This window comes from Streptomyces sp. NPDC005820, assembly GCF_040630255.1.
In the GTDB taxonomy this organism is placed as follows: Bacteria; Actinomycetota; Actinomycetes; order Streptomycetales; family Streptomycetaceae; genus Streptomyces.
This window is the reverse complement of the sequence record NZ_JBEXXE010000015.1, coordinates 162,351-180,135: the sequence shown is the minus strand read 5'-3', so window position 1 is coordinate 180,135 and position 17,785 is coordinate 162,351. Positions and strand designations below refer to the sequence as shown.

At 70.2% G+C, this 17,785-nt stretch carries 20 protein-coding genes; 12 read left to right on the top strand and 8 right to left on the bottom strand.

What is annotated here, in order from left to right:
* Window positions 1-121 precede the first annotated feature (121 nt).
* From ABZ464_RS20450 to ABZ464_RS20435, 4 genes are all read right to left on the bottom strand, one after another.
* Complete coding sequence (locus ABZ464_RS20450) at window positions 122-589, bottom strand: hypothetical protein (RefSeq protein ID WP_359278899.1); 468 nt, start codon at window positions 587-589, stop codon at window positions 122-124.
* Between the two features lie 207 nt (window positions 590-796).
* Window positions 797-2,101: a DUF3500 domain-containing protein gene (locus ABZ464_RS20445; RefSeq protein WP_359278897.1), complete on the bottom strand. Its 1,305-nt coding sequence runs from the start codon at window positions 2,099-2,101 to the stop codon at window positions 797-799.
* An 82-nt stretch (window positions 2,102-2,183) separates the two neighbouring features.
* The gene (locus ABZ464_RS20440; protein WP_359279009.1) at window positions 2,184-2,552 is read right to left on the bottom strand and encodes a metalloregulator ArsR/SmtB family transcription factor; all 369 of its coding nucleotides are present in this window, start codon (window positions 2,550-2,552) and stop codon (window positions 2,184-2,186) included.
* Window positions 2,553-2,769: 217 nt separating this feature from the next.
* On the bottom strand, window positions 2,770-3,144 hold the full coding sequence (locus ABZ464_RS20435; RefSeq protein ID WP_055633293.1) for a hypothetical protein: 375 nt from the start codon (window positions 3,142-3,144) through the stop codon (window positions 2,770-2,772).
* Window positions 3,145-3,364: 220 nt separating this feature from the next.
* Here ABZ464_RS20435 and ABZ464_RS20430 point away from each other — a divergent pair, with 220 nt between their 5' ends.
* The gene (locus ABZ464_RS20430; protein WP_359278895.1) at window positions 3,365-3,817 is read left to right on the top strand and encodes an NAD(P)H-dependent oxidoreductase; all 453 of its coding nucleotides are present in this window, start codon (window positions 3,365-3,367) and stop codon (window positions 3,815-3,817) included.
* A gap of 7 nt (window positions 3,818-3,824) precedes the next feature.
* Here ABZ464_RS20430 and ABZ464_RS20425 read toward each other — a convergent pair whose 3' ends face one another.
* Complete coding sequence (locus tag ABZ464_RS20425) at window positions 3,825-4,277, bottom strand: hypothetical protein (RefSeq protein WP_359278893.1); 453 nt, start codon at window positions 4,275-4,277, stop codon at window positions 3,825-3,827.
* 428 nt (window positions 4,278-4,705) lie between these two features.
* Between ABZ464_RS20425 and ABZ464_RS20420 the strand changes: the two genes are divergently transcribed.
* On the top strand, window positions 4,706-6,976 hold the full coding sequence (locus tag ABZ464_RS20420; protein ID WP_359278891.1) for a M4 family metallopeptidase: 2,271 nt from the start codon (window positions 4,706-4,708) through the stop codon (window positions 6,974-6,976).
* A gap of 131 nt (window positions 6,977-7,107) precedes the next feature.
* On the opposite strand, the gene ABZ464_RS20415 is transcribed toward ABZ464_RS20420, so the two are convergent.
* The gene (locus tag ABZ464_RS20415; protein WP_359278889.1) at window positions 7,108-7,821 is read right to left on the bottom strand and encodes a hypothetical protein; all 714 of its coding nucleotides are present in this window, start codon (window positions 7,819-7,821) and stop codon (window positions 7,108-7,110) included.
* A 229-nt stretch (window positions 7,822-8,050) separates the two neighbouring features.
* Here ABZ464_RS20415 and ABZ464_RS20410 point away from each other — a divergent pair, with 229 nt between their 5' ends.
* From ABZ464_RS20410 to ABZ464_RS20370, 9 genes are all read left to right on the top strand, one after another.
* Window positions 8,051-8,323 carry a hypothetical protein gene (locus tag ABZ464_RS20410; RefSeq protein ID WP_359278887.1) on the top strand — a complete coding sequence of 91 codons (273 nt, stop codon included), beginning with the start codon at window positions 8,051-8,053 and terminating at the stop codon, window positions 8,321-8,323.
* A gap of 94 nt (window positions 8,324-8,417) precedes the next feature.
* Window positions 8,418-8,741 (top strand): cupin domain-containing protein, encoded by a 324-nt coding sequence (locus ABZ464_RS20405; protein WP_359278885.1) that lies wholly within the window; start codon window positions 8,418-8,420, stop codon window positions 8,739-8,741.
* Between the two features lie 9 nt (window positions 8,742-8,750).
* A complete protein-coding gene (locus ABZ464_RS20400; RefSeq protein ID WP_359278883.1) occupies window positions 8,751-9,938 on the top strand; it encodes a phosphomethylpyrimidine synthase ThiC in 1,188 nt (395 codons plus the stop codon).
* Window positions 9,931-10,650, top strand: coding sequence for a GAF domain-containing protein (locus tag ABZ464_RS20395; protein ID WP_359278881.1), 720 nt, complete (start codon window positions 9,931-9,933; stop codon window positions 10,648-10,650). Before ABZ464_RS20400 ends, ABZ464_RS20395 begins: the two co-directional genes overlap by 8 nt.
* Before the next feature lie 3 nt (window positions 10,651-10,653).
* On the top strand, window positions 10,654-11,058 hold the full coding sequence (locus tag ABZ464_RS20390; protein ID WP_359278879.1) for a hypothetical protein: 405 nt from the start codon (window positions 10,654-10,656) through the stop codon (window positions 11,056-11,058).
* 12 nt (window positions 11,059-11,070) lie between these two features.
* Window positions 11,071-11,961, top strand: coding sequence for a nucleotidyltransferase domain-containing protein (locus tag ABZ464_RS20385; protein ID WP_359278877.1), 891 nt, complete (start codon window positions 11,071-11,073; stop codon window positions 11,959-11,961).
* Window positions 11,958-12,521 (top strand): AAA family ATPase, encoded by a 564-nt coding sequence (locus tag ABZ464_RS20380; RefSeq protein WP_359278875.1) that lies wholly within the window; start codon window positions 11,958-11,960, stop codon window positions 12,519-12,521. The genes ABZ464_RS20385 and ABZ464_RS20380 overlap by 4 nt, the downstream gene beginning before the upstream one ends.
* A 34-nt stretch (window positions 12,522-12,555) precedes the next feature.
* Window positions 12,556-13,599, top strand: coding sequence for an L-glyceraldehyde 3-phosphate reductase (gene mgrA, locus ABZ464_RS20375; protein ID WP_359278873.1), 1,044 nt, complete (start codon window positions 12,556-12,558; stop codon window positions 13,597-13,599).
* Between the two features lie 147 nt (window positions 13,600-13,746).
* Window positions 13,747-14,565 (top strand): chitosanase, encoded by an 819-nt coding sequence (locus tag ABZ464_RS20370; protein ID WP_359278871.1) that lies wholly within the window; start codon window positions 13,747-13,749, stop codon window positions 14,563-14,565.
* Window positions 14,566-14,577: 12 nt separating this feature from the next.
* Here the strand turns inward: ABZ464_RS20370 and ABZ464_RS20365 are convergent, their stop codons facing one another.
* Together ABZ464_RS20365 and ABZ464_RS20360 are read right to left on the bottom strand one after the other, a co-directional pair.
* A complete protein-coding gene (locus ABZ464_RS20365) occupies window positions 14,578-15,087 on the bottom strand; it encodes a molybdenum cofactor biosysynthesis protein (RefSeq protein WP_359278869.1) in 510 nt (169 codons plus the stop codon).
* A 54-nt stretch (window positions 15,088-15,141) separates the two neighbouring features.
* Complete coding sequence (locus ABZ464_RS20360; protein ID WP_359278867.1) at window positions 15,142-16,473, bottom strand: alpha/beta fold hydrolase; 1,332 nt, start codon at window positions 16,471-16,473, stop codon at window positions 15,142-15,144.
* Between the two features lie 268 nt (window positions 16,474-16,741).
* Here ABZ464_RS20360 and ABZ464_RS20355 point away from each other — a divergent pair, with 268 nt between their 5' ends.
* On the top strand, window positions 16,742-17,785 hold the full coding sequence (locus ABZ464_RS20355; RefSeq protein ID WP_359278865.1) for an AraC family transcriptional regulator: 1,044 nt from the start codon (window positions 16,742-16,744) through the stop codon (window positions 17,783-17,785).

Genomic DNA, 17,785 nt, shown 5'->3' with positions numbered 1-17,785 from the left:
GTCATTCGTCGATCTCGCACGGCCGGGCGAGACTTCGGTCCGAAAGCGACCGGCTTCTGTTCGGTTCTGCGTCGAGTGCCTGAAATGCCGTTGCCCGTTGATGAGTTGAAAACCCCGGAGGCTACTCCGCGCCGAGCGGGGTCAGCACGGCCAGTGTGCCGTTGGCCTGGCGCAGTGCCAGTTCCAGCGTGCCGGGCGCGTGCAGGGCGCCGGTGCCGTCCGGTGGCACGAGCCACTCCAGGAACCGGGCCGACCGGTACGGCGGAGGCACCGCGACCCAGGACCCCCGGCGGGCGTGCCGCAGCCCCGCCCCGATCCATCGGCTGCCCGGGTCGGGCGGCAGGAAGAAGCCCACCCGATGGGCCGCGGTGTCCACCAGAGTCGGCCCCGGCACCGGCAGCGCCGGCTGCCACAGCAGATCCAGGGTGAGCAGACCGAGCCGGTCGGGGACGCTCAGCACGTCCCAGTACCGGCCGGCCTGGAGCAGGGCGATCCCGTCGCCCTGGTCCCACTCCCGTTTGCAGACCCGAGGGTCCGTCGCGGCGGCGGAGAGCCACTCCACGCCGCGTTCCCACATCGTTTCGCTCATCGTTCGTCCGGCTCCGTGTGCTGTCCCCAGGGACCCGGCGACGCGGACCAGCGCGGCACCGGGCAAAGCCGTCGGCCGCACTGTGCCGACTCGGCATATGCATGCTGGTAGATATTTCTACCTGGCGGAAGGGGTGGCGGACCGTGGCGTTTTGGTCTGTTTCGTTCGACCTCCGCACCGGCGTTCGACCGGGAACGACGACCGGCCCTAGTGGTCGTTCTCCAGGTGCAGCTTGAGCAGGTCCACGCCGTAGTCGCCGCCGTTGGGGGTGCGGATGATGGTGTGGATGTGCTGTTGGGTGGGGTTGCGGTTCTGGGTCTCGTAGGCGATGGGGGACTGGGCGTCGTACTCGATCAGGACCACCGGACTGTGCACGCGGTAGTAGAAGGCGGAGGAATCCTTTGTCTCGCCGATCCAGTGGAAGTATGTGTCGTCGAGGTGCTTCTCGACCTCCGTCAACTTCACCTCGGCGTGGCCGTCGTCCAGGTTGCCGACATAGACGCGGACGAGGTCGAGGAGGTTGTTCCGCTGCTCCTCGGTCCAGTCCTTGGCCGCCAGCCCCTGATAGGCGATCCGAGCGTTGTCCTGCCCGGCGCCGGCCTTGAAGTTGTCGCCGGCCTTGGCCTCCGAGGAGACGACCTTCTTCTGCTGGGCGGCGGTCAGCGACCGCAGCAGCGTCAGCCCGGCCTTGGTCTCGGTCCTGAAGAGGGTGATCTTCTCGCCGTTGTAGGTGGCGGAGGTCGGCTCCGAGCCCATGAAGGTCGGTGTCATCACGACCTGGTCGCCGAGGACGAAGTAGTTGATGGCCAAGTGGTGGCCCTCGTACTGGAAGCCCCAGGGCTTGGTGGTGGACGGGGTCCCCATGAAGGTGAAGAAGTACGCGCCCTCGGTCAGGGTCTCCTTGCCGCCGCCGCTGTACTCGCCCAGGTAGCCGTTGAGCTTCATGATGTTGCGGGACCGGGTGAGCCCGTCGGCGGACAGAGCGGCGCCGAGCAGGGCGAAGCCGAGGTTCCGCTTCTTCTCGGTCAGGTCTCCCATCCGGGCGCCCTGACGCTCGTACCCGTCGACGTTGCTCCATTTCAGCCACTCGTCGTCGTCCACGTCGAAGACGGACGCCTTGCGCTCCTTGCCGGTCAGCCCGTCCAGGAAGTCCTGCGCGGCCTGGACGACCTTGTCGGTGGAGACGTCGGTCGAGTGGACGGAGTACAGGTCGTCGACGACCTTGCCGTCCGTGGTGACCCCGGTGAAGTCCGCGTACTTGACCTCGCTCGCCCCGGGACCCATGCCGCCGGCGCCGCCGCCGGGCCCTCCGGAGGGCATGCCCGAGGGCATCTGGCCGCCGGGACCCCCGTACGAGGCGGAGGCCGCCGCGCCGGAGGAGTTCGAGGAGCATCCCGTCATCGTCGCCACGGCGGCGACTCCGCCGGCGAGCAGCGCCTTGTTCATGAACCAGCGGCGGCTGCGCTCGGCTTCGGGGGTGCGGGGTCGGTGTCCGTGGTCGTGTCCGTGCATGCGGCCGAGGCTCCAGGGCCCACCTGAAGCGAAGCTGAAGACGGCCGCACACCGTCCGTCACGGCCCGCGCCGGGTCCACCGTCACGGCCGTCGGACACCGCCGTGCGGTACCGGCAGCGGCGGATCGGCCTGGCGCAGCTCGGCCAGCAGCTCGTTCTGGCCGGCGAGGAGTTCGGTGAGGATGCGTCGGGCCGCCCGCAGCAGTTCGGCCACGTCGCCGCCGGCGAGCGCGTAGCTCACGGTCGACCCCTCCCGGATCGACACCACGATCCCGGAGCGCCGCAGCACGGCCAGCTGCTGGGACAGGCTGGACGGTTCGATCTCGATCTCGGTGAGCAGGTCCCGTACGGGGACGGGGCCGCCCTGCAGCAGTTCGAGGACCCGGATGCGCACCGGGTGCCCGAGCATGCGGAAGAACTCGGCCTTGGCCTGATAGAGGGGGACCTGCATGGTCAATCGCTCGCTCCTGCCGCGTTCGCTGGATGGTTCCCGCCTGCGCGGCGGCCCGGCGTCGTCCGCCGCCGCGCATGGTCCTGCGTCGGGATCCCGCGTCCCGATCCTCCTGGCTGGGGGCTCCGCACACCCGTGTGATGCGCTGATCTGGATGTGTCGAGATGAAGAAATCTTCAATTCGTGGGCGTGCGAAGCCGAGGATCCCGGGGGGTGTCTACACCTCGATCTCGTTCTCGATGCGCTTGAGCTGGTGGCGGGCCATGGCCAGGTTGGAACGCTCCCGGTCCAGCACGAGATAGATGAACAGCCCGCTGCCCGTACGGCCCTTGACGAGCCGGATGAGGTGGTACTGACTGCCCAGGGTGATCAGGATGTCCTCGATCTCGCCCTTCAGGCCCAGGTGTTCCATGGTGCGGACCTTGGCCCGGATCACATCGGTGTTGCCCGCGGCGGCCACGGCCAGGTCGAGGTCCTTGCCGCCGCCCATGGTGCCCAGGGCCATCCCGCTCGTGTAGTCCACGACGGCGGCTCCCATCGCGCCCTCCACCGCGGTCATCATCTCCTTGAGAGAGATCTCCACATTCGCCATGGCGCTCCTCCTGCCGGTTGCACGGGCCCGGACCGCTCCGGACCCGCTCGTGCCACCGAACGTACGGACCGGGTGCGCCGTGAGGGCCGTGTGCTCCGGGACTGGCCCAAGGACGTTCGAAATACGAAGATCCACGCGACTTTTTGACCGCCGGGATGTGGGAGTTGACCGGATGCCCCTCGCTTGCGGTGGGTCGGATCGGCAGGCAGGGTTCCGTGCCGTGGCCACCTTGCTGATCGTTCATCACACCCCGTCCCCCCACTGCCAGGCGCTGTTCGAGGCAGTGGTCTCGGGGGCGACCGACCCGGAGATCGAGGGCGTACGGGTCGTCCGGCGGGCCGCCCTCGCCGCCACCGCCTCCGACGTCCTGGAGGCCGACGGCTATCTGCTCGGCACCCCCGCGAACCTCGGGTACATGTCGGGCGCGCTCAAACACTTCTTCGACCAGGTCTACTACCCCTGCCTCGACACCACCCGGGGCCGCCCCTTCGGCTACTACGTCCACGGCGGCAACGACGTCACCGGCGCCGTCCGCGCCGTCGAGACCGTCACCACGGGCCTCGGCTGGCGCCGCGCGGCCGAACCGGTCGCCGTCACCGGGGAGCCGGGCAAGGCGGATCTCCAGGCCTGCTGGGACCTGGGAGCGACGGTGGCCGCGGGCCTGATGGGGTGAGCCCGGCTCAGTCCCAGAGCGGGTAGGTCACCACACGCGGGAAGTGGTCCGGCCGGGCCCCGGTGTAGGTGAGGGTCATCCGGCTGTAGTGCTGCACCTGCGGGTGCTTCTTCCACGGCTTGGGATGGTCGAGCGTCACCTTCACGGCGTACGGGTGGAAGTGCCCGGCCGCGCAGTACGGATCGCAGTCGTTGACGACGTTGATCCCGCTCGCCCGTGCCGACTGCGTGCCCCAGTGGCTCCAGTGCAGCGAGGTCAGCCGGCTGTTGCCGTCGCCGCAGGCCAGCAGGAAGGCGCTCGGCCGGACCTGCGGGTGCCAGAAGCAGTCCACCAGGACCGGCGCGGCCACCTGCCGTGCCGTGGCGGCCGGCGCGCCCGGCGTGGCCGAGGCGGTGCCGATCGCCGCGGTGAGTCCCAGTGCCGCACAGAGCATCACCGCTGTCCTCGTGACGTGTCGCATGTCGGCTCCCGCCCGCCTGCCCGTCCCGGGACCGGGTGCGTCCCGGGGAGTTCCGTACCGACGCTACGACGATGTGCGGACGGCGACCACTCGAACGGAGCAGTGCTTACCCGTATGGCGTATCCCGCCGACGGCGGGCGGCCGAAAATCTGCGTCCGCGGAGCCGAATCCCCAGTCGGGCCTGGTCATTTCCGGCCGAAGTTTTGGCATTCCCATGACAAAGCTGTGCACCCGGTGCCACTCTGCTGCGGGCATTCACCCTTCCTTCACATCCACCTCATCAGGTGGATGCCCCCTCACCCCCCACTCCGCCACCCCCCACCTCCTTCCACCCGCCTGTCGTGCAGCGCACCGGACCGGCCCATCCCGTCGGTCCGCCCCACCTCGGCCCCGACCAGAGGCCGACCGTCGCACCGAAGGAGAAACCGTTGCCCCGGCGACACCCTGCCACCCCCCGGCGCAGACGCGCCTCACTCATCGCCCTCGCCACCGCCGGCACCCTGCTGACCCTCGGGGTCCAGACCGGCACCGCCTCCGCGGCGCCCGACGACCGAGGGCCCGCGAAGATCACCGCCACGCCCCGTGCCGGCGCCGAACCGATCGCCCTGTCCCCGGCCCGCCGCGCCTCACTGATCAAGAGCGCCCGGACCGCCGCCGGTACGACCGCCCAGCGGCTCGGCCTCGGCGGACAGGAGAAGCTCGTCGTCAAGGACGTCATCCAGGACGCCGACGGCACCACCCACACCCGCTACGAGCGCACCTACGCCGGGCTGCCCGTCCTCGGCGGCGACCTGGTCGTCCACGTCAGGAGCGGCCGCACCACGGTCAGCAGGGCGAGCGATGCCACCCTCGCGGTGTCCTCCCTCACCCCGAAGCTCTCCGCGGCCTCCGCCGACGGCAAGGCACTCGCCGCCGCCAAGAAGGCCGAGGTCAAGAGCGCCGGGACGGAGAACGCGCCCCGCCTCGTCGTCTGGGCCGGCACCGGCAAGCCGGTCCTCGCCTGGGAGACCCTCGTCGAGGGCGTGCAGCAGGACGGCACCCCGAGCGAGCTCCAGGTCGTCACCGACGCCGGCACGGGCAAGCAGATCCTCGCCGCCGAGAAGGTGCACACCGGCACCGGCACCGGCCAGTACGCCGGCAGCGTCCCGCTCGGCACCACCGCCTCCGGATCGACGTACCAGCTCGTCGACGGCGAACGCGCCGGACACAAGACGTACGACCTGAACCAGGGCACCTCGGGCACCGGGACCCTCTTCACGGACGACAACGATGTCTGGGGCGACGGCACCCCGTCCAACCGCCAGACCGCCGGTGTCGACGTGGCCTTCGGCGCCGCCGCCACCTGGGACTACTACAAAGAGGTTTACGGCCGCAACGGCATCCGTAACGACGGGGTCGCCGCCTACAGCCGCGCCCACTACGGCAACTCCTACGTCAACGCGTTCTGGCAGGACAGCTGCTTCTGCATGACGTACGGCGACGGCTCGGGCAACACCCACCCGCTGACCGCCCTCGACGTGGCCGCCCACGAGATGAGCCACGGCGTCACCGCCGCCACCGCCAACCTCACCTACTCCGGGGAGTCCGGCGGTCTGAACGAGGCCACCTCGGACATCTTCGCCGCGGCCGTCGAGTTCTACGAGAACCTCCCGGCCGACCCCGGCGACTACCTCGTCGGCGAGAAGATCGACATCAACGGCAACGGCACCCCGCTGCGCTACATGGACAAGCCCTCCAAGGACGGCTCCTCCCGCGACAGCTGGAGCTCCACCCTGGGCAGCGTCGACGTCCACTACTCCTCGGGCCCCGCGAACCACTTCTTCTACCTGCTCTCCGAGGGCAGCGGCGCCAAGACGATCAACGGCGTCTCCTACGACAGCCCGACCTACGACGGCCAGGCCGTGTCCGGCATCGGCATCACCAACGCCGCCGCGATCTGGTACCGGGCGCTGACGACGTACATGACCTCGTCGACGAACTACGCCGGGGCCCGCACCGCGACCCTGTCGGCCGCCGCCGACCTCTTCGGCGCCTACAGCCCGACCTACCTGGCCGTCGCCGACGCCTGGGCGGCCATCAACGTCGGCAACCGGATCGCCCTCGGCGTCAACGTCGCCCCGATCGCCGACCAGACCAGCGGCATCGGCCAGGCGGTCAACCTCCAGGTGGACGCCTACACCACCAACTCGGGCGCCGGCCTGACCTACGAGGCGAGCGGACTGCCGGACGGGCTGAGCATCAGCGCGAGCGGTCTGATCTCGGGCACGCCGACCACCCTCGGCACCGGTGACGTGACCCTCAAGGTCACCGACAGCACGGGGGCGTCCGTCACGGACACCTTCAGCTGGCGGATCGCGTACATCTACGCCAACGCCACCCGGGTCGACATCCCCGACAACGGCGCCGCCGTCGAGTCCCCGGTCACCATCACCGGCCGCGACGGCAACGCCTCCGCCACCACCTCGGTCTACGTCAACATCGTCCACACCTACCGCGGTGACCTGACGGTCGACCTCGTCGGCCCGAACGGCACGGTCTACTCGCTGCTCAACCGCAGCGGCGGCTCCGCCGACAACGTCGACCAGACCTTCACCGTCAACGCCTCCGCCCAGCCGCTCAACGGCACCTGGAAGCTCCGCGTCCAGGACCGTGCGTCGATCGACGTGGGTTACATCCAGAACTGGCAGCTGACGCCCTGACCCCGGTCATCAGCCATCCCTGACCTGGCCATTCATCGATCTCGGGTCAGGACAACGCTCCACGACCGCCGCCCGGGCCCTCGAGGCCCCGGGCGGCGGCCCGTTTCGAGCCCCCGCCAGGGGCGGGCGGCTCACCGCCGGGCGCGCCGGGGCAGGGGAGCGGCGTCCGCGGCGAGCTGGGCCAGGGGGGTGCCGCCCGCCCACAGCAGCAGCCGGGGGCCGTCGATCAGATGCGTGTGGCCCCGGCGCGCGGCCCACACCTCGTCGCGGTGGGTGAACGTGCCCCGGTGCACCACGAGCCGCAGCGCGGGCCCGGACCACCCGCGCGCCGCCGCCCGCGCCCGGCAGGAACAGGCCTCGTCCTCGTCGGGCAGCGGTTCGGCCACCGGACGGAACGCCACGTCGAGTACCCGCCCCCGGCCGTCCCGGGCGGCGAGGTGCAGGGTGTCGTGGCGCGGCGGCGGCAGCACCCGCCAGCCGTCCCGCCGCAGCATCCGGGCCACCGCCACGACCAGCGCCGGCATGTCCAGCTCCGCCAGCTCCTGCGCGGTGTAGCGGCCTGCGCGCCGCCGGGTGTACGGCCGTGACCGGCGCCGTACGACCGTACCGGTGGCGGCCAGTACCAGCAGGACCGGGACACAGGCCCCGGCGCCGAAGGTCCGGGCGACCAGCACCAGCCCCACGACCAGCGCGCACACGGCCACGACCAGCAGGGCGAGCGCCGGCAGGACCTCCGCCAACCGGGGCCCGGCACGGCCCGCCGCTCGCAGCTCCCGCACCGCCCGGCGCCGCCGGGCCCGCCCCGACGCGCCCTCCGGTAATCGCTCCCGCCCGCCTGCCGTCACGGTCGCCCCCCAGCCCGTTGCACCCCGATGTGCGAGTGAGAGCGGGCTACCCGTCGACGCGCGGGCGATGCGGAGAACGCTTCCGTGCGCCCCTTTCCGCCCCGCACTTTGGCCGAAGACCGCTCCTGCCGCTTCCACCGCTCCTGCCGCTCCCATGTCCCATGGCCTCGCCCCCGCTCCGGGCGGCTGTCCCGGGGCGTTGTCAGTGGGTCGTGCCAAGCTGCTCGTCATGGACGAGGCTGAGTTCTTGCGGGGCCGGGTGTACGGCGCCGATCACGACGACGCGGGCCCCCGCCCGGACCGCGCGTACGCCGAGCTGGTGGGCGGCCCGCTCGACGGCCTGCTGCTCGACGTCACGGACCGCACCGACCACGAGCGGGGCGAGGTGGAACTCACCACGGAAATAGGCCGCTACGGCCCGGGCGGCCGGACCCTGTACGTGCGGCGGCCCACCGACACCGCCCGCTTCGACTGGCGCGGTGACACTCCGGGGAGTCCCTGACGCAGTGTCACGGAGCGTCTGTACCCGACCACTGTCCGCTGCTACCATCAAATCGACTGGGCTCAAAGAGGAGATCTGGAGGCCGAGGTTGATCGTGAAAGCGCAGGAAGTTGCGGCGCGAAGCGTCAATGCCGACTTAGAGATCCTGCCTCTGTACAACGAGGTGGACTTCGCTTTCGATGTGGCGCGGGCGAAATTGGACGGACGTCATCCGGTATGCGTCAACCACGTCAGCGACAGAATGTACTACTTCCTCTCCGGTGAAGCCACCGTCACCATCGGGAAGAAGACCTACACCGCCCGCGCGGGTGACACAGTGATCATCCGAAAGGGAGAGTGTCATGGTCTGCTGGGCTCCGCTGAATACCTCGTGGTGACCTCACCGTCCTTCAAACCGGAAAACGAGTCCTGGCTTTAAGGAAGCCACATGAGGACGATCAGGATCGGGAATCCTGGCAGAGGCCGTCGGCCCCTTCCCTGCGGTGCAGGCGAACGTACGGTGATCATTGCGAGCGTCGGCACATCGCAGTCGTCCGATTCCACCGAAGTGGAGTTCAAGAAGTGCGTGGCCGCGGCGAACGCCGGAGCGGACGTCGTCGCCGACCACAGTTTCTACGGTGACATACCCGCATTCCACGCCCGCGTCGCCGCGGACGTCGACGCCTGTCTGTCGACCGTGAGCTGTTACGAGTTCGCCGGCCGCCATCCCAAACGGGAATGGCCGCGGCTCGACTCCCGGCGCATGGTGGACCTCGTGGCCGAGCAGGCCGCACGCGGCGTGGACCTGATGACCGTCCACGCCTCTCTCACCCGCGCGGAGACCGCTCGGATCGACCGCAACGCCCGGCTCATCCCCACGACGAGCAAGGGCGGCGGAATCATCGCCAACTACATGCGCCTCACAGGACGCGAGAATCCCTACTACGAGCACTTCGACGAGCTGCTCGACGTCCTCGCCGACGCAGGAGTCACGCTGTCCCTGGGCACCACCTTCCGGGCCGGATCGGTCTGCGACGGGTGGGACGAGCTGATGGCCGGTGAGATGCGGCGCATGGGGGAACTGGTCGAGCGCGCGCTGGCGCGCGGGGTGCCCGTCATGGTCGAGGGCCTCGGCCACGCCGCACTGTCGGCCATCCCCACCTACATCCGGCTGGCCAAGGCGTACTGCCGCGGAGTGCCGTACCGCGTGCTCCCCATGGCGACGGACCGCGCGCTCGGCTACGACCACATCTCGGGAGCGATCGCCGCCAGCGTCGCCGTCGCGCACGGCGCCGATGTCGTGACCGCCATGAGCCGCGCGGAACATATCGGTCTTCCGAACTGGGAAGACATGGAGGAAGGCATCATCGCCACCCGGGTGGCCGTGGCCTGTGGGGAACTCACCAAGCTCGGGGATTTCGAGCGCGAGCGACAGATGAGCCGCGCCAGATGGGCCCAGGGGTGCAAGGGGGACTGGAGAATGGCCGTGTATCCGGAAGGCGCCGAAAGAGCCCTGGCGCAACGGGGGCGCCGGCACGATCATTTGATCCAGTGCGGTATGTGCGGTGATTTCTGTGGAATCAACGCCGGGATCGCCGCGGTCAAGCTCGGTCCCACACGGTTGACCGATGATTGACTGGATATCGCGTCGCGCACATCTGGCCACCCTCGTCATCACGTTTCTGGTGGCCGCGGTGTCGGGACTGTACATCAATGTGCTGACGTCCCGTATGGACGAGGACCGGGGGATCGGCTTGGGAGCCGCTTTCTCGGATCTCGGCATGTGGCATGCGGTCGGCCTGCTCGCCTTCGCCCTGCTGGCGTTACAGTACCGGATCTCCACACACGCCGACCGGACCCTCGTCGCCAGTTCGGACGACCTGATCAAAGAAGTTCTCAAAGCCGCCGCGAAATCCCTGGTCTTTCCGAGCACCCTCAGTAACATCCGCGGTTTTGTCAAGATATTCGACCCCGACGGCGACCGGCTCCGGGTGCATTATTCGTATCACGCTTCGGGTGACGCCGAACGCATCGTTTCGTATCCCGCGAGCTTCGGCGTCAGCGGGCAGGCATTCACCCAGCGGCATGCCGTGTTCAGTGAACTTCCGCCCGATCATCTGAACCAGTACAGCCCCGAGCTGCGCGGCCAGATCCATCCGGACATCCGCACGGTCATCGCGGCGCCCCTCATGCGATCGTTCCACGACCGCTCCCGGCCCCTGGGCGTGCTGACCTTCGACAGCACCCTGCTGCCCCATGAACTCGGGATGGACCGGCCCGAGGCGAAGGTCCTGGTGCAGCAATGGGCCGACGTCATCGCGCAGTTGCTCATCGCGAAAGGCGTCTGATCCATGGCCCCCATCGAGCTGCGCCTCGCACCGGGATTTCCCGGCTACGCCCGGCACCTGTTGGAGAAGGCGGCACGGCTGATCGCCGACCCGCACGAGAACGCGGGGGCGGTACTGCTCGACGGCACCGGCGCCGAGTTCGCCGCCTCCACGGCCGACCTCGCCGACGGCTGCGCGGAGCCCGTCGTGGTCGACATGGCCAGGCGGGCCGGTCTGCTCGACCTTCGCGTCCTCGCCCTGGTCACCGCCGGCGCACCCAACACCGGCGTCACCCTGCCCTGCGGCGGCTGTCGGCAGATCCTCTGGGAAGCCGCCTTCGCCAACGACAGGGACATCGAGATCTACTGCGCCGACGCGTCCCTCTCGGAGATCGTCCTGGTCACCGCCACAGAACTCCTTCCCCGATAGGACGCCGCGGTGATGCGAGAGTACGGATTCGTCCGCACCCCCCGTGCCGTCTACCGGCTGTTCGGCCGGCATCACCCGCCGGGAAAGGCCCTGCTGCTCCTGCGCTACCACCACTCGGCCGGACGCTGGCACAAGCCCGGCGTCTTCGAGGCCGAGGTGATGTCGGGAGCCGTGCTCGACCTGTACGACGTACCCCTGTATCCCGTCCATCACTACGGAATCGCCCTCGGGGTCGCACCGCTGGATTCGGACACGTTCACCGAGTACTTCGATCCCCTGACCGCGGCCCGGGGATCCGCCGTTCGCACCCTCTGCCTGGCTGCCGGGCTCCCCGAGGGCATGGTGGGGGTCACGGGATCACGCCTGGTCGGCCTCGCGCACCGGAACTCCGATCTGGACCTGGTCGTGTACGGGCCGAACGGGCCCGCGGCCGGGGCGGAGCTCCTGAGAACGAGTTCCCTCTCGCAGGACCGAGCAGCCGAAATGTCGTCCACGATGCGACGGATGCGCTCCCTGAACGGCATCCCCGTTCCCCGCGAGACCGAACGGAACATCTTCAAAGGAGTCATCCGCGACGGCGACCTGCCGCGCAAGCTCGATCTGCACTACGCGGAGAGCGACGAGGACGCCACCTCGCTTCCGCTGCCCGCAAGCATCCCGGTCGCGGAGCGGCACCTTCGGCAGGTCACCGTCGTCGACGCAGGACGACGGCACCTCTTTCCGGGGCATCTGGAGTGCCGGACGGCGGACGGCCGGGCGTGCCGTATGGGGATCAACGACCATGTGCTGAGTCTGCTGCTCCCCGGAGACCGTTTCTCCGCCCTGTGCACCGAGGTCAGGGGTGAGTCGGACGACGTGGCGCGGTATGTCGCCCGCACCGTCACCGAGGTCGCCCTGCGATGACGGCCGGGAAACTCATCGCCTTCGAGGGCCTGAACGGTGTCGGCAAGACGACGCTGGTCCGTGGCGTCGCGGAGGCGCTCGCCCTTCCCCGGGTAGCCACCCCGCCGGCCGCGGCCTCGGCCGCGCGCGCCGCCTTCGACGAAGCCCCCTTCTCCGAAGCGGCGTTGCTCTTCTATCTGAGCTGGGTGAAGCACACCAGCGACAGGCTCGCGGTCGGCGACCCGGGCCCGGTCGTGCTGTGCGACCGGTACGTGGCCTCCACCCAGGCGTACTTCACGGCCGCGGGACTGCCCCTGGCCCGGACGCTGATCGCCGGCCTGGACATCATTCCGCCCGCACTCACCGTCCTGGTCACCGCCGACGAGCCGGTCCGTGTGGAGCGGCTGGGGGCACGTGACCGCCGCCGGGCGATCGACAGGGCGACGTGCGACGACGATTTCCGTACCGTCGTACTGCGCGTCTACCGGTCCCACAGCCCGCTCTGCGAAGTCGATTCGACCAGGTGCTCGCCGCGGGATCTGATGGACCGGACCGTCGAGCAGATCCGTGGTTTTCTGTGACGCAGTGCCCCCGGACTTCTTGGGAGACCCCGTCATGACCCATGTCGCGCACCCCGAGCGATACGACAACGGAATGCTCTACCGCCGCACCGGACGCTCCGGCCTCGACCTCCCCGTCCTGTCCCTCGGGTACTGGCACAACTTCGGTGACGACCGGCCGTTCGAAAAGCAGCGGGAGATCGCGCTGCGCGCCTTCGACCTCGGGATCACCCACCACGATCTGGCGAACAACTACGGTCCCCCCTACGGCTCCGCCGAGCTCAATTTCGGCCGCCTGATGAAGCAGGATCTCGGGCCCTACCGCGACGAGCTGGTGATCTCCACCAAGGCCGGATGGGACATGTGGCCCGGCCCCTACGGACAGGGCGGCGGCTCGCGCAAGCACCTCCTGGCCTCGCTGGACCAGTCCCTGCGCCGCATGGGCCTCGACCACGTCGACATCTTCTACTCCCACCGCCTCGACACCACCACGCCCCTCGAAGAGACGATGACGGCGCTCGCCACGGCGGTGCGGCAGGGGAAGGCCCTCTACGTCGGCATCTCGTCCTACGACGCGGAACGCACCCGCGTCGCCGCGGGCCTGCTGCGGGAACTGGGAACGCCGCTGCTCATCCATCAGCCGTCGTACAGCATGCTCAACCGCTGGATCGAGACCGACGGCCTGCTGGACGCCGCCCAGGAGGAGGGGGCCGGAGTCATCGGATTCACGGCGCTGGCCCAGGGCATGCTGACCGGGCGTTATCTCGACGGCGTCCCCGAGGACTCGCGGGCGGCGCAGGGCACCTCGCTGGACGCGGCCTGGCTCTCGGACGACATGCTCGGGCGTCTTCGTGCCCTCGACGACATCGCGGCACGCCGCGGCCAGAGCCTGGCGCAGATGGCGCTCGCCTGGGCGCTGCGCGACCCGAGGGTCACCTCCCTGGTCATCGGGGCCTCCAGGACCGGGCAATTGGAGCAGAACGTGGCCGCGCTGAAGAACCTTCACTTCGGCGCCGAGGAACTCGCCGAGATCGACCGGTACGCCACCGACGCCGGCGTCGACCTGTGGCAGGACGCCCGCCTCGGCAGGCTGCGCTGAGTCCCGGGGCGCCACAACGCGAGGTGGCCGAAAGTGTGTTCGTTCGATCGTACGAACATGCTCGCCATGGGGTTACTTCTCTGACAGTGGCTTGATAGGAAACTTTCCTGTCAGTTCGCTCACCCCCCACTCCCTGGAGCCACTGTGGTGCCCATACCCGCCTCCCGCCGTACCTTCCTCGCCCTCACCGGAGCCCTGGCCGGGGCCGTGGCGGCCACCCCGCTGCTCGCCCCCTCCCGGGCGGGCGCCGTGGCCGCGGCCGGGCTCGACGACCCGGCGAAGAAGGAGATCGCGATGAAACTGGTGTCGAGCGCGGAGAACTCCTCGCTCGACTGGAAGGCCCAGTACAAGTACATCGAGGACATCGGCGACGGCCGCGGCTACACCGCCGGGATCATCGGCTTCTGCTCCGGCACCGGCGACATGCTCGACCTGGTGGAGCTCTACACCGACCGCAAGCCCGGCAACGTCCTCGCCAAGTACCTCCCGGCGCTCCGCTCGGTCGACGGCAGCGACTCCCACGCGGGGCTCGATCCGAACTACCCCAAGGACTGGCGCAAGGCCGCCCAGGACACCGCCTTCCAGCGGGCGCAGAACGACGAACGCGACCGGGTCTACTTCAACCCGGCCGTCAAGCAGGGCAAGACGGACGGCCTGCGGGCCCTCGGCCAGTTCGTCTACTACGACGCGATCGTGATGCACGGCGACGGCGACGACCCCACCAGCTTCCGCAACATCCGCAAGCGCGCCTTGCGCAGCGCCAAGCCGCCCGCCCAGGGCGGCAACGAGACGACGTACCTCAACGCCTTCCTCGACGCGCGCGTCTGGGCCATGAAACAGGAGGAGGCGCACAGCGACACCAGCCGCGTCGACACCGCCCAGCGGGTCTTCCTGCGCAAGGGCAACCTCGACCTCGACCCGCCGCTGGACTGGAAGGTCTACGGCGACAGCTACCACCTCGACTGACCGGCGCCGGCGCTACCCGGGACCGGGCGGTGCCTCGACCACGTCGAGCGTCGCCCGGCCGACGGTCAGCACGCCGTCGGACAGCGGCGTGCACCGCACACCACCCTTGTCGCGCAGCGCGCGCCGCGCCCCCGGCCCGACCGTGACGTCCATCCAGGCGCACGGCCGGGCCGGCCGGTTCACGGCGAACACCACGGGACCTGCCCCACTGTCGAGCGCGATCGTCGAGCCCACGCAGGCGTCGATGTCGAAGCCCCGGAGCAGGATGTTCCGCCGGGTCTGCCGCAGGCCCAGGAAACCTCCTGGCCGCTCCGGCAGACTCTCGGCCGCCATGATGGTGACCGCCGCGTCGCGGTGGGCCGGACGGCCGAAGTACCGGTCGCCGACCAGCCCCAGGCCCCGCCGGACCTCCACCCGCGACACCCGCTCGTCCTCGGGCCCGTCCGCCGGTCCGGCCGAGGGACGTCCCGCGAACCGGTGCGCGGTCGACACCAGCAACTCCACCACCTCGACCTCGGTCATGACCTCAGCCTAGGGCCCTGCTGACGGATCTCCGCGGCGTCGCGACCCCCGGTGCTATGGCTTCAGCGGCAGCGTCGAGCAGTTCGACGACGCGGGCCGGCCGTCGAGCCGGTCGGTCAGCCACGAGATCGCGTCGCCCTGGTCGGTGAGCAGGGGAGCGAAGTGGTTGAGCAGCGCCCGGCCCAGGCCGGGCAGCACCACCGGCTTGTACGTGACGTCCACGCCCTTCGCGCACCAGGCCACGGCGAGCGCCCGCGCCTGGGCGTGGGGGACGAGATCGTCGGCCGTGCCGGTCGCCAGCCGCACCGGGGACGTCGGCCTCAGCGTGCCGATGCGCTGGTCGGCGAGGAACGACTGGAGCGCCGGCTCCTCCTCGACGATGTCGCTGATCGAACTGCCGTCCGTGGTCCAGGAGGTGCTGCGGGCCGAGTTGTAGGCGAGCAGGGCGTCGCCCACGCACATGGTCGACAGGTCCTTGAGGGCCGCCTTGCCGGCCGCGTTGAGATGCGCTTCCGCGATCGGCTTCAGCCTGGGGTCGGACTCCACGAACCCGTTGACCGACCAGCCCAGCGCCCCCGCGAGGTCGCTGCCGTCGATGGCCCGGGTGACCGCGGCCAGATCGGCGGGCGGGGCGCCGGTGTAGGTTCCGGCGAGGGTGACGTCGGGGGCGTAGGAGGGCTGGAGTTCGGCGGCGGCCGCCGTGGCCCCGCCGCCCTGGCTGTAGCCGTACAGCGCGACCCGGGAGGCGGTCGTGAGGGACGTACCGCCGAGGGAGCGGGCGGCGCGGACGGCGTCGAGGACTGCGTGCGCCTCGTCGACCCGGTTGACGTAGGTGTGCAGCCGGTCCGTCGCGCCCAGGCCGGGGTAGTCGGTGACCACGACGGCGATGCCGCGCGCGAGCAGCCGGTAGATCGCCAGGTTCTCGTAACCGACCGACAGCGTCTGCAGATTGACGGTGAGCGGGTGCTCCAGTCCGAGGGAGGCGGCGCACTGGTCGCCCTGTCCCATCGTGCCGGGGGCCACCGCGACCAGCGGCCGGGCCCCGCTGCCCCGCCAGGCGGCCGTCGGCTCGATGTAGGCGCCGGTGACCGCGACGGGCCCGCCCGCGGAGTCCGTGGACTTGTACATCAGCCGGGTCGCCGTGCCGGGGAGCGGGCCGTCGACGCCGGGCAGGATCAGGGCGAGGGGGAGGGCTTCGGTGCGGACCAGGGCGCCGTCGGCCGCCGGGAGGGTGGCGGGCGGGTTGTAGAAGGTGGGGACGGTGACACCGCGCGAGACGACGGCGTCCGTGGCCGTGTCGTCGGCGGCGGCGGCCGGGACGGCCGTCGTGCCGAGGCAGGCGGCCACGGTCACGGCCGCGGCCAGCAGTCTGGTGGGGGTGGGCATGGCGGACCTCCGGGGGAGAAGGGAGGCCCGAGCCTTCCTCTGCGGCTCGGGTGGGGGACGGCACGGAGTGCCGGTCGTCCCGACCGCAGCCCCGTACCGCTCTTAGACGAACTGTCAGGACGGTACCGACCAGGGGGTTACCGCGGGTACCAGCCGGTAGGTTACGGTTCGGTAATATGACTGCGGGTGCTCGGGGGGCCACCCTCAACAGGGGCTACGACCTGTGTGGTTGACTGCTTGAATGTTGCGAGAGTCGGTCTTCCGAACCATGGACCTGCCGCCGCGCGACCGCTTCGACGCCTGGGCCCAGCGCATGGGGAGCACCCACGCACCCATGCGGCTCACCACCGACCGCACCGAGGACTACCGCGGCCATCAGCGCGTGATCGAGCTGGGCGAGGTCGTCGTGTGGCCGGCGACCATGGACCCCCTCAGGTTCCACCGCACGGCCAGACTCGTCCGGCAGTCCGACCCCGAGACGTACCATCTGTCGCTCCTGCTGAAGGGCGAGGGCGCGGCCGTCTGGGACCGGCGCCAGGCCGTCTACCGGATCAACGACTTCCACACCAATTCCTCGTCGCGGTCCTGGGAGGTGTCCACCGGCCCCGACCCCGTCACGATCGTCGGCGTGGAGATCCCGCGCACCCTCGTGGCCGTACCGGGGCACCGCGTCGACCGGATCCTGGGCGGCCTCGTCTCGGGCCGCGAGGGCAGCGGCGCGCTACTGGCCCAGTTCCTGCGCCAGCTGATCTCGGACACCGGGCCCTACCGGCCCTCCGACGCCCCCCGGCTCGGCACGGTCGTCGCCGACCTGGTCACGGTCGCCTTCGCGAACGCCGTGGACGCCGACCCGAGCCTGCCGCCGGAGACCCGCAGCCGCACCCTCGTCCTGCACATCAAGGACCATGTCCGCCGCCACCTGGCCGACCCGGACCTCACACCCGCCCGGATCGCCGAGGCCCACCACATCTCCCGCAGCTATCTGTACCGCCTCTTCCAGGACGAAGGCGTCGGCATCGCCTCCTACATCCGCGACCAGCGGCTCGCGGGCGCCCACCGCGACCTCACCGACCCGGCCCTGAGCGGCCTGCCGATCCACGCGGTGGCCGCCCGCTGGGGCTTCTTCCGCGCCGCCGAGTTCACCCGCGCCTTCCGCACCGCCCACGGCCTCCCGCCCAGCGAAGTACGGGAGCGGGCGCGGGCTTCGCGCACCGGCGAGCCGGGCGCGGGGGTCGTGACTGCGGGGGTGGTGACTGCGGGTGTGGTGACTGCGCGCGACGGCGCGCGGGACGCGGACGTGGTGACGGCGTGA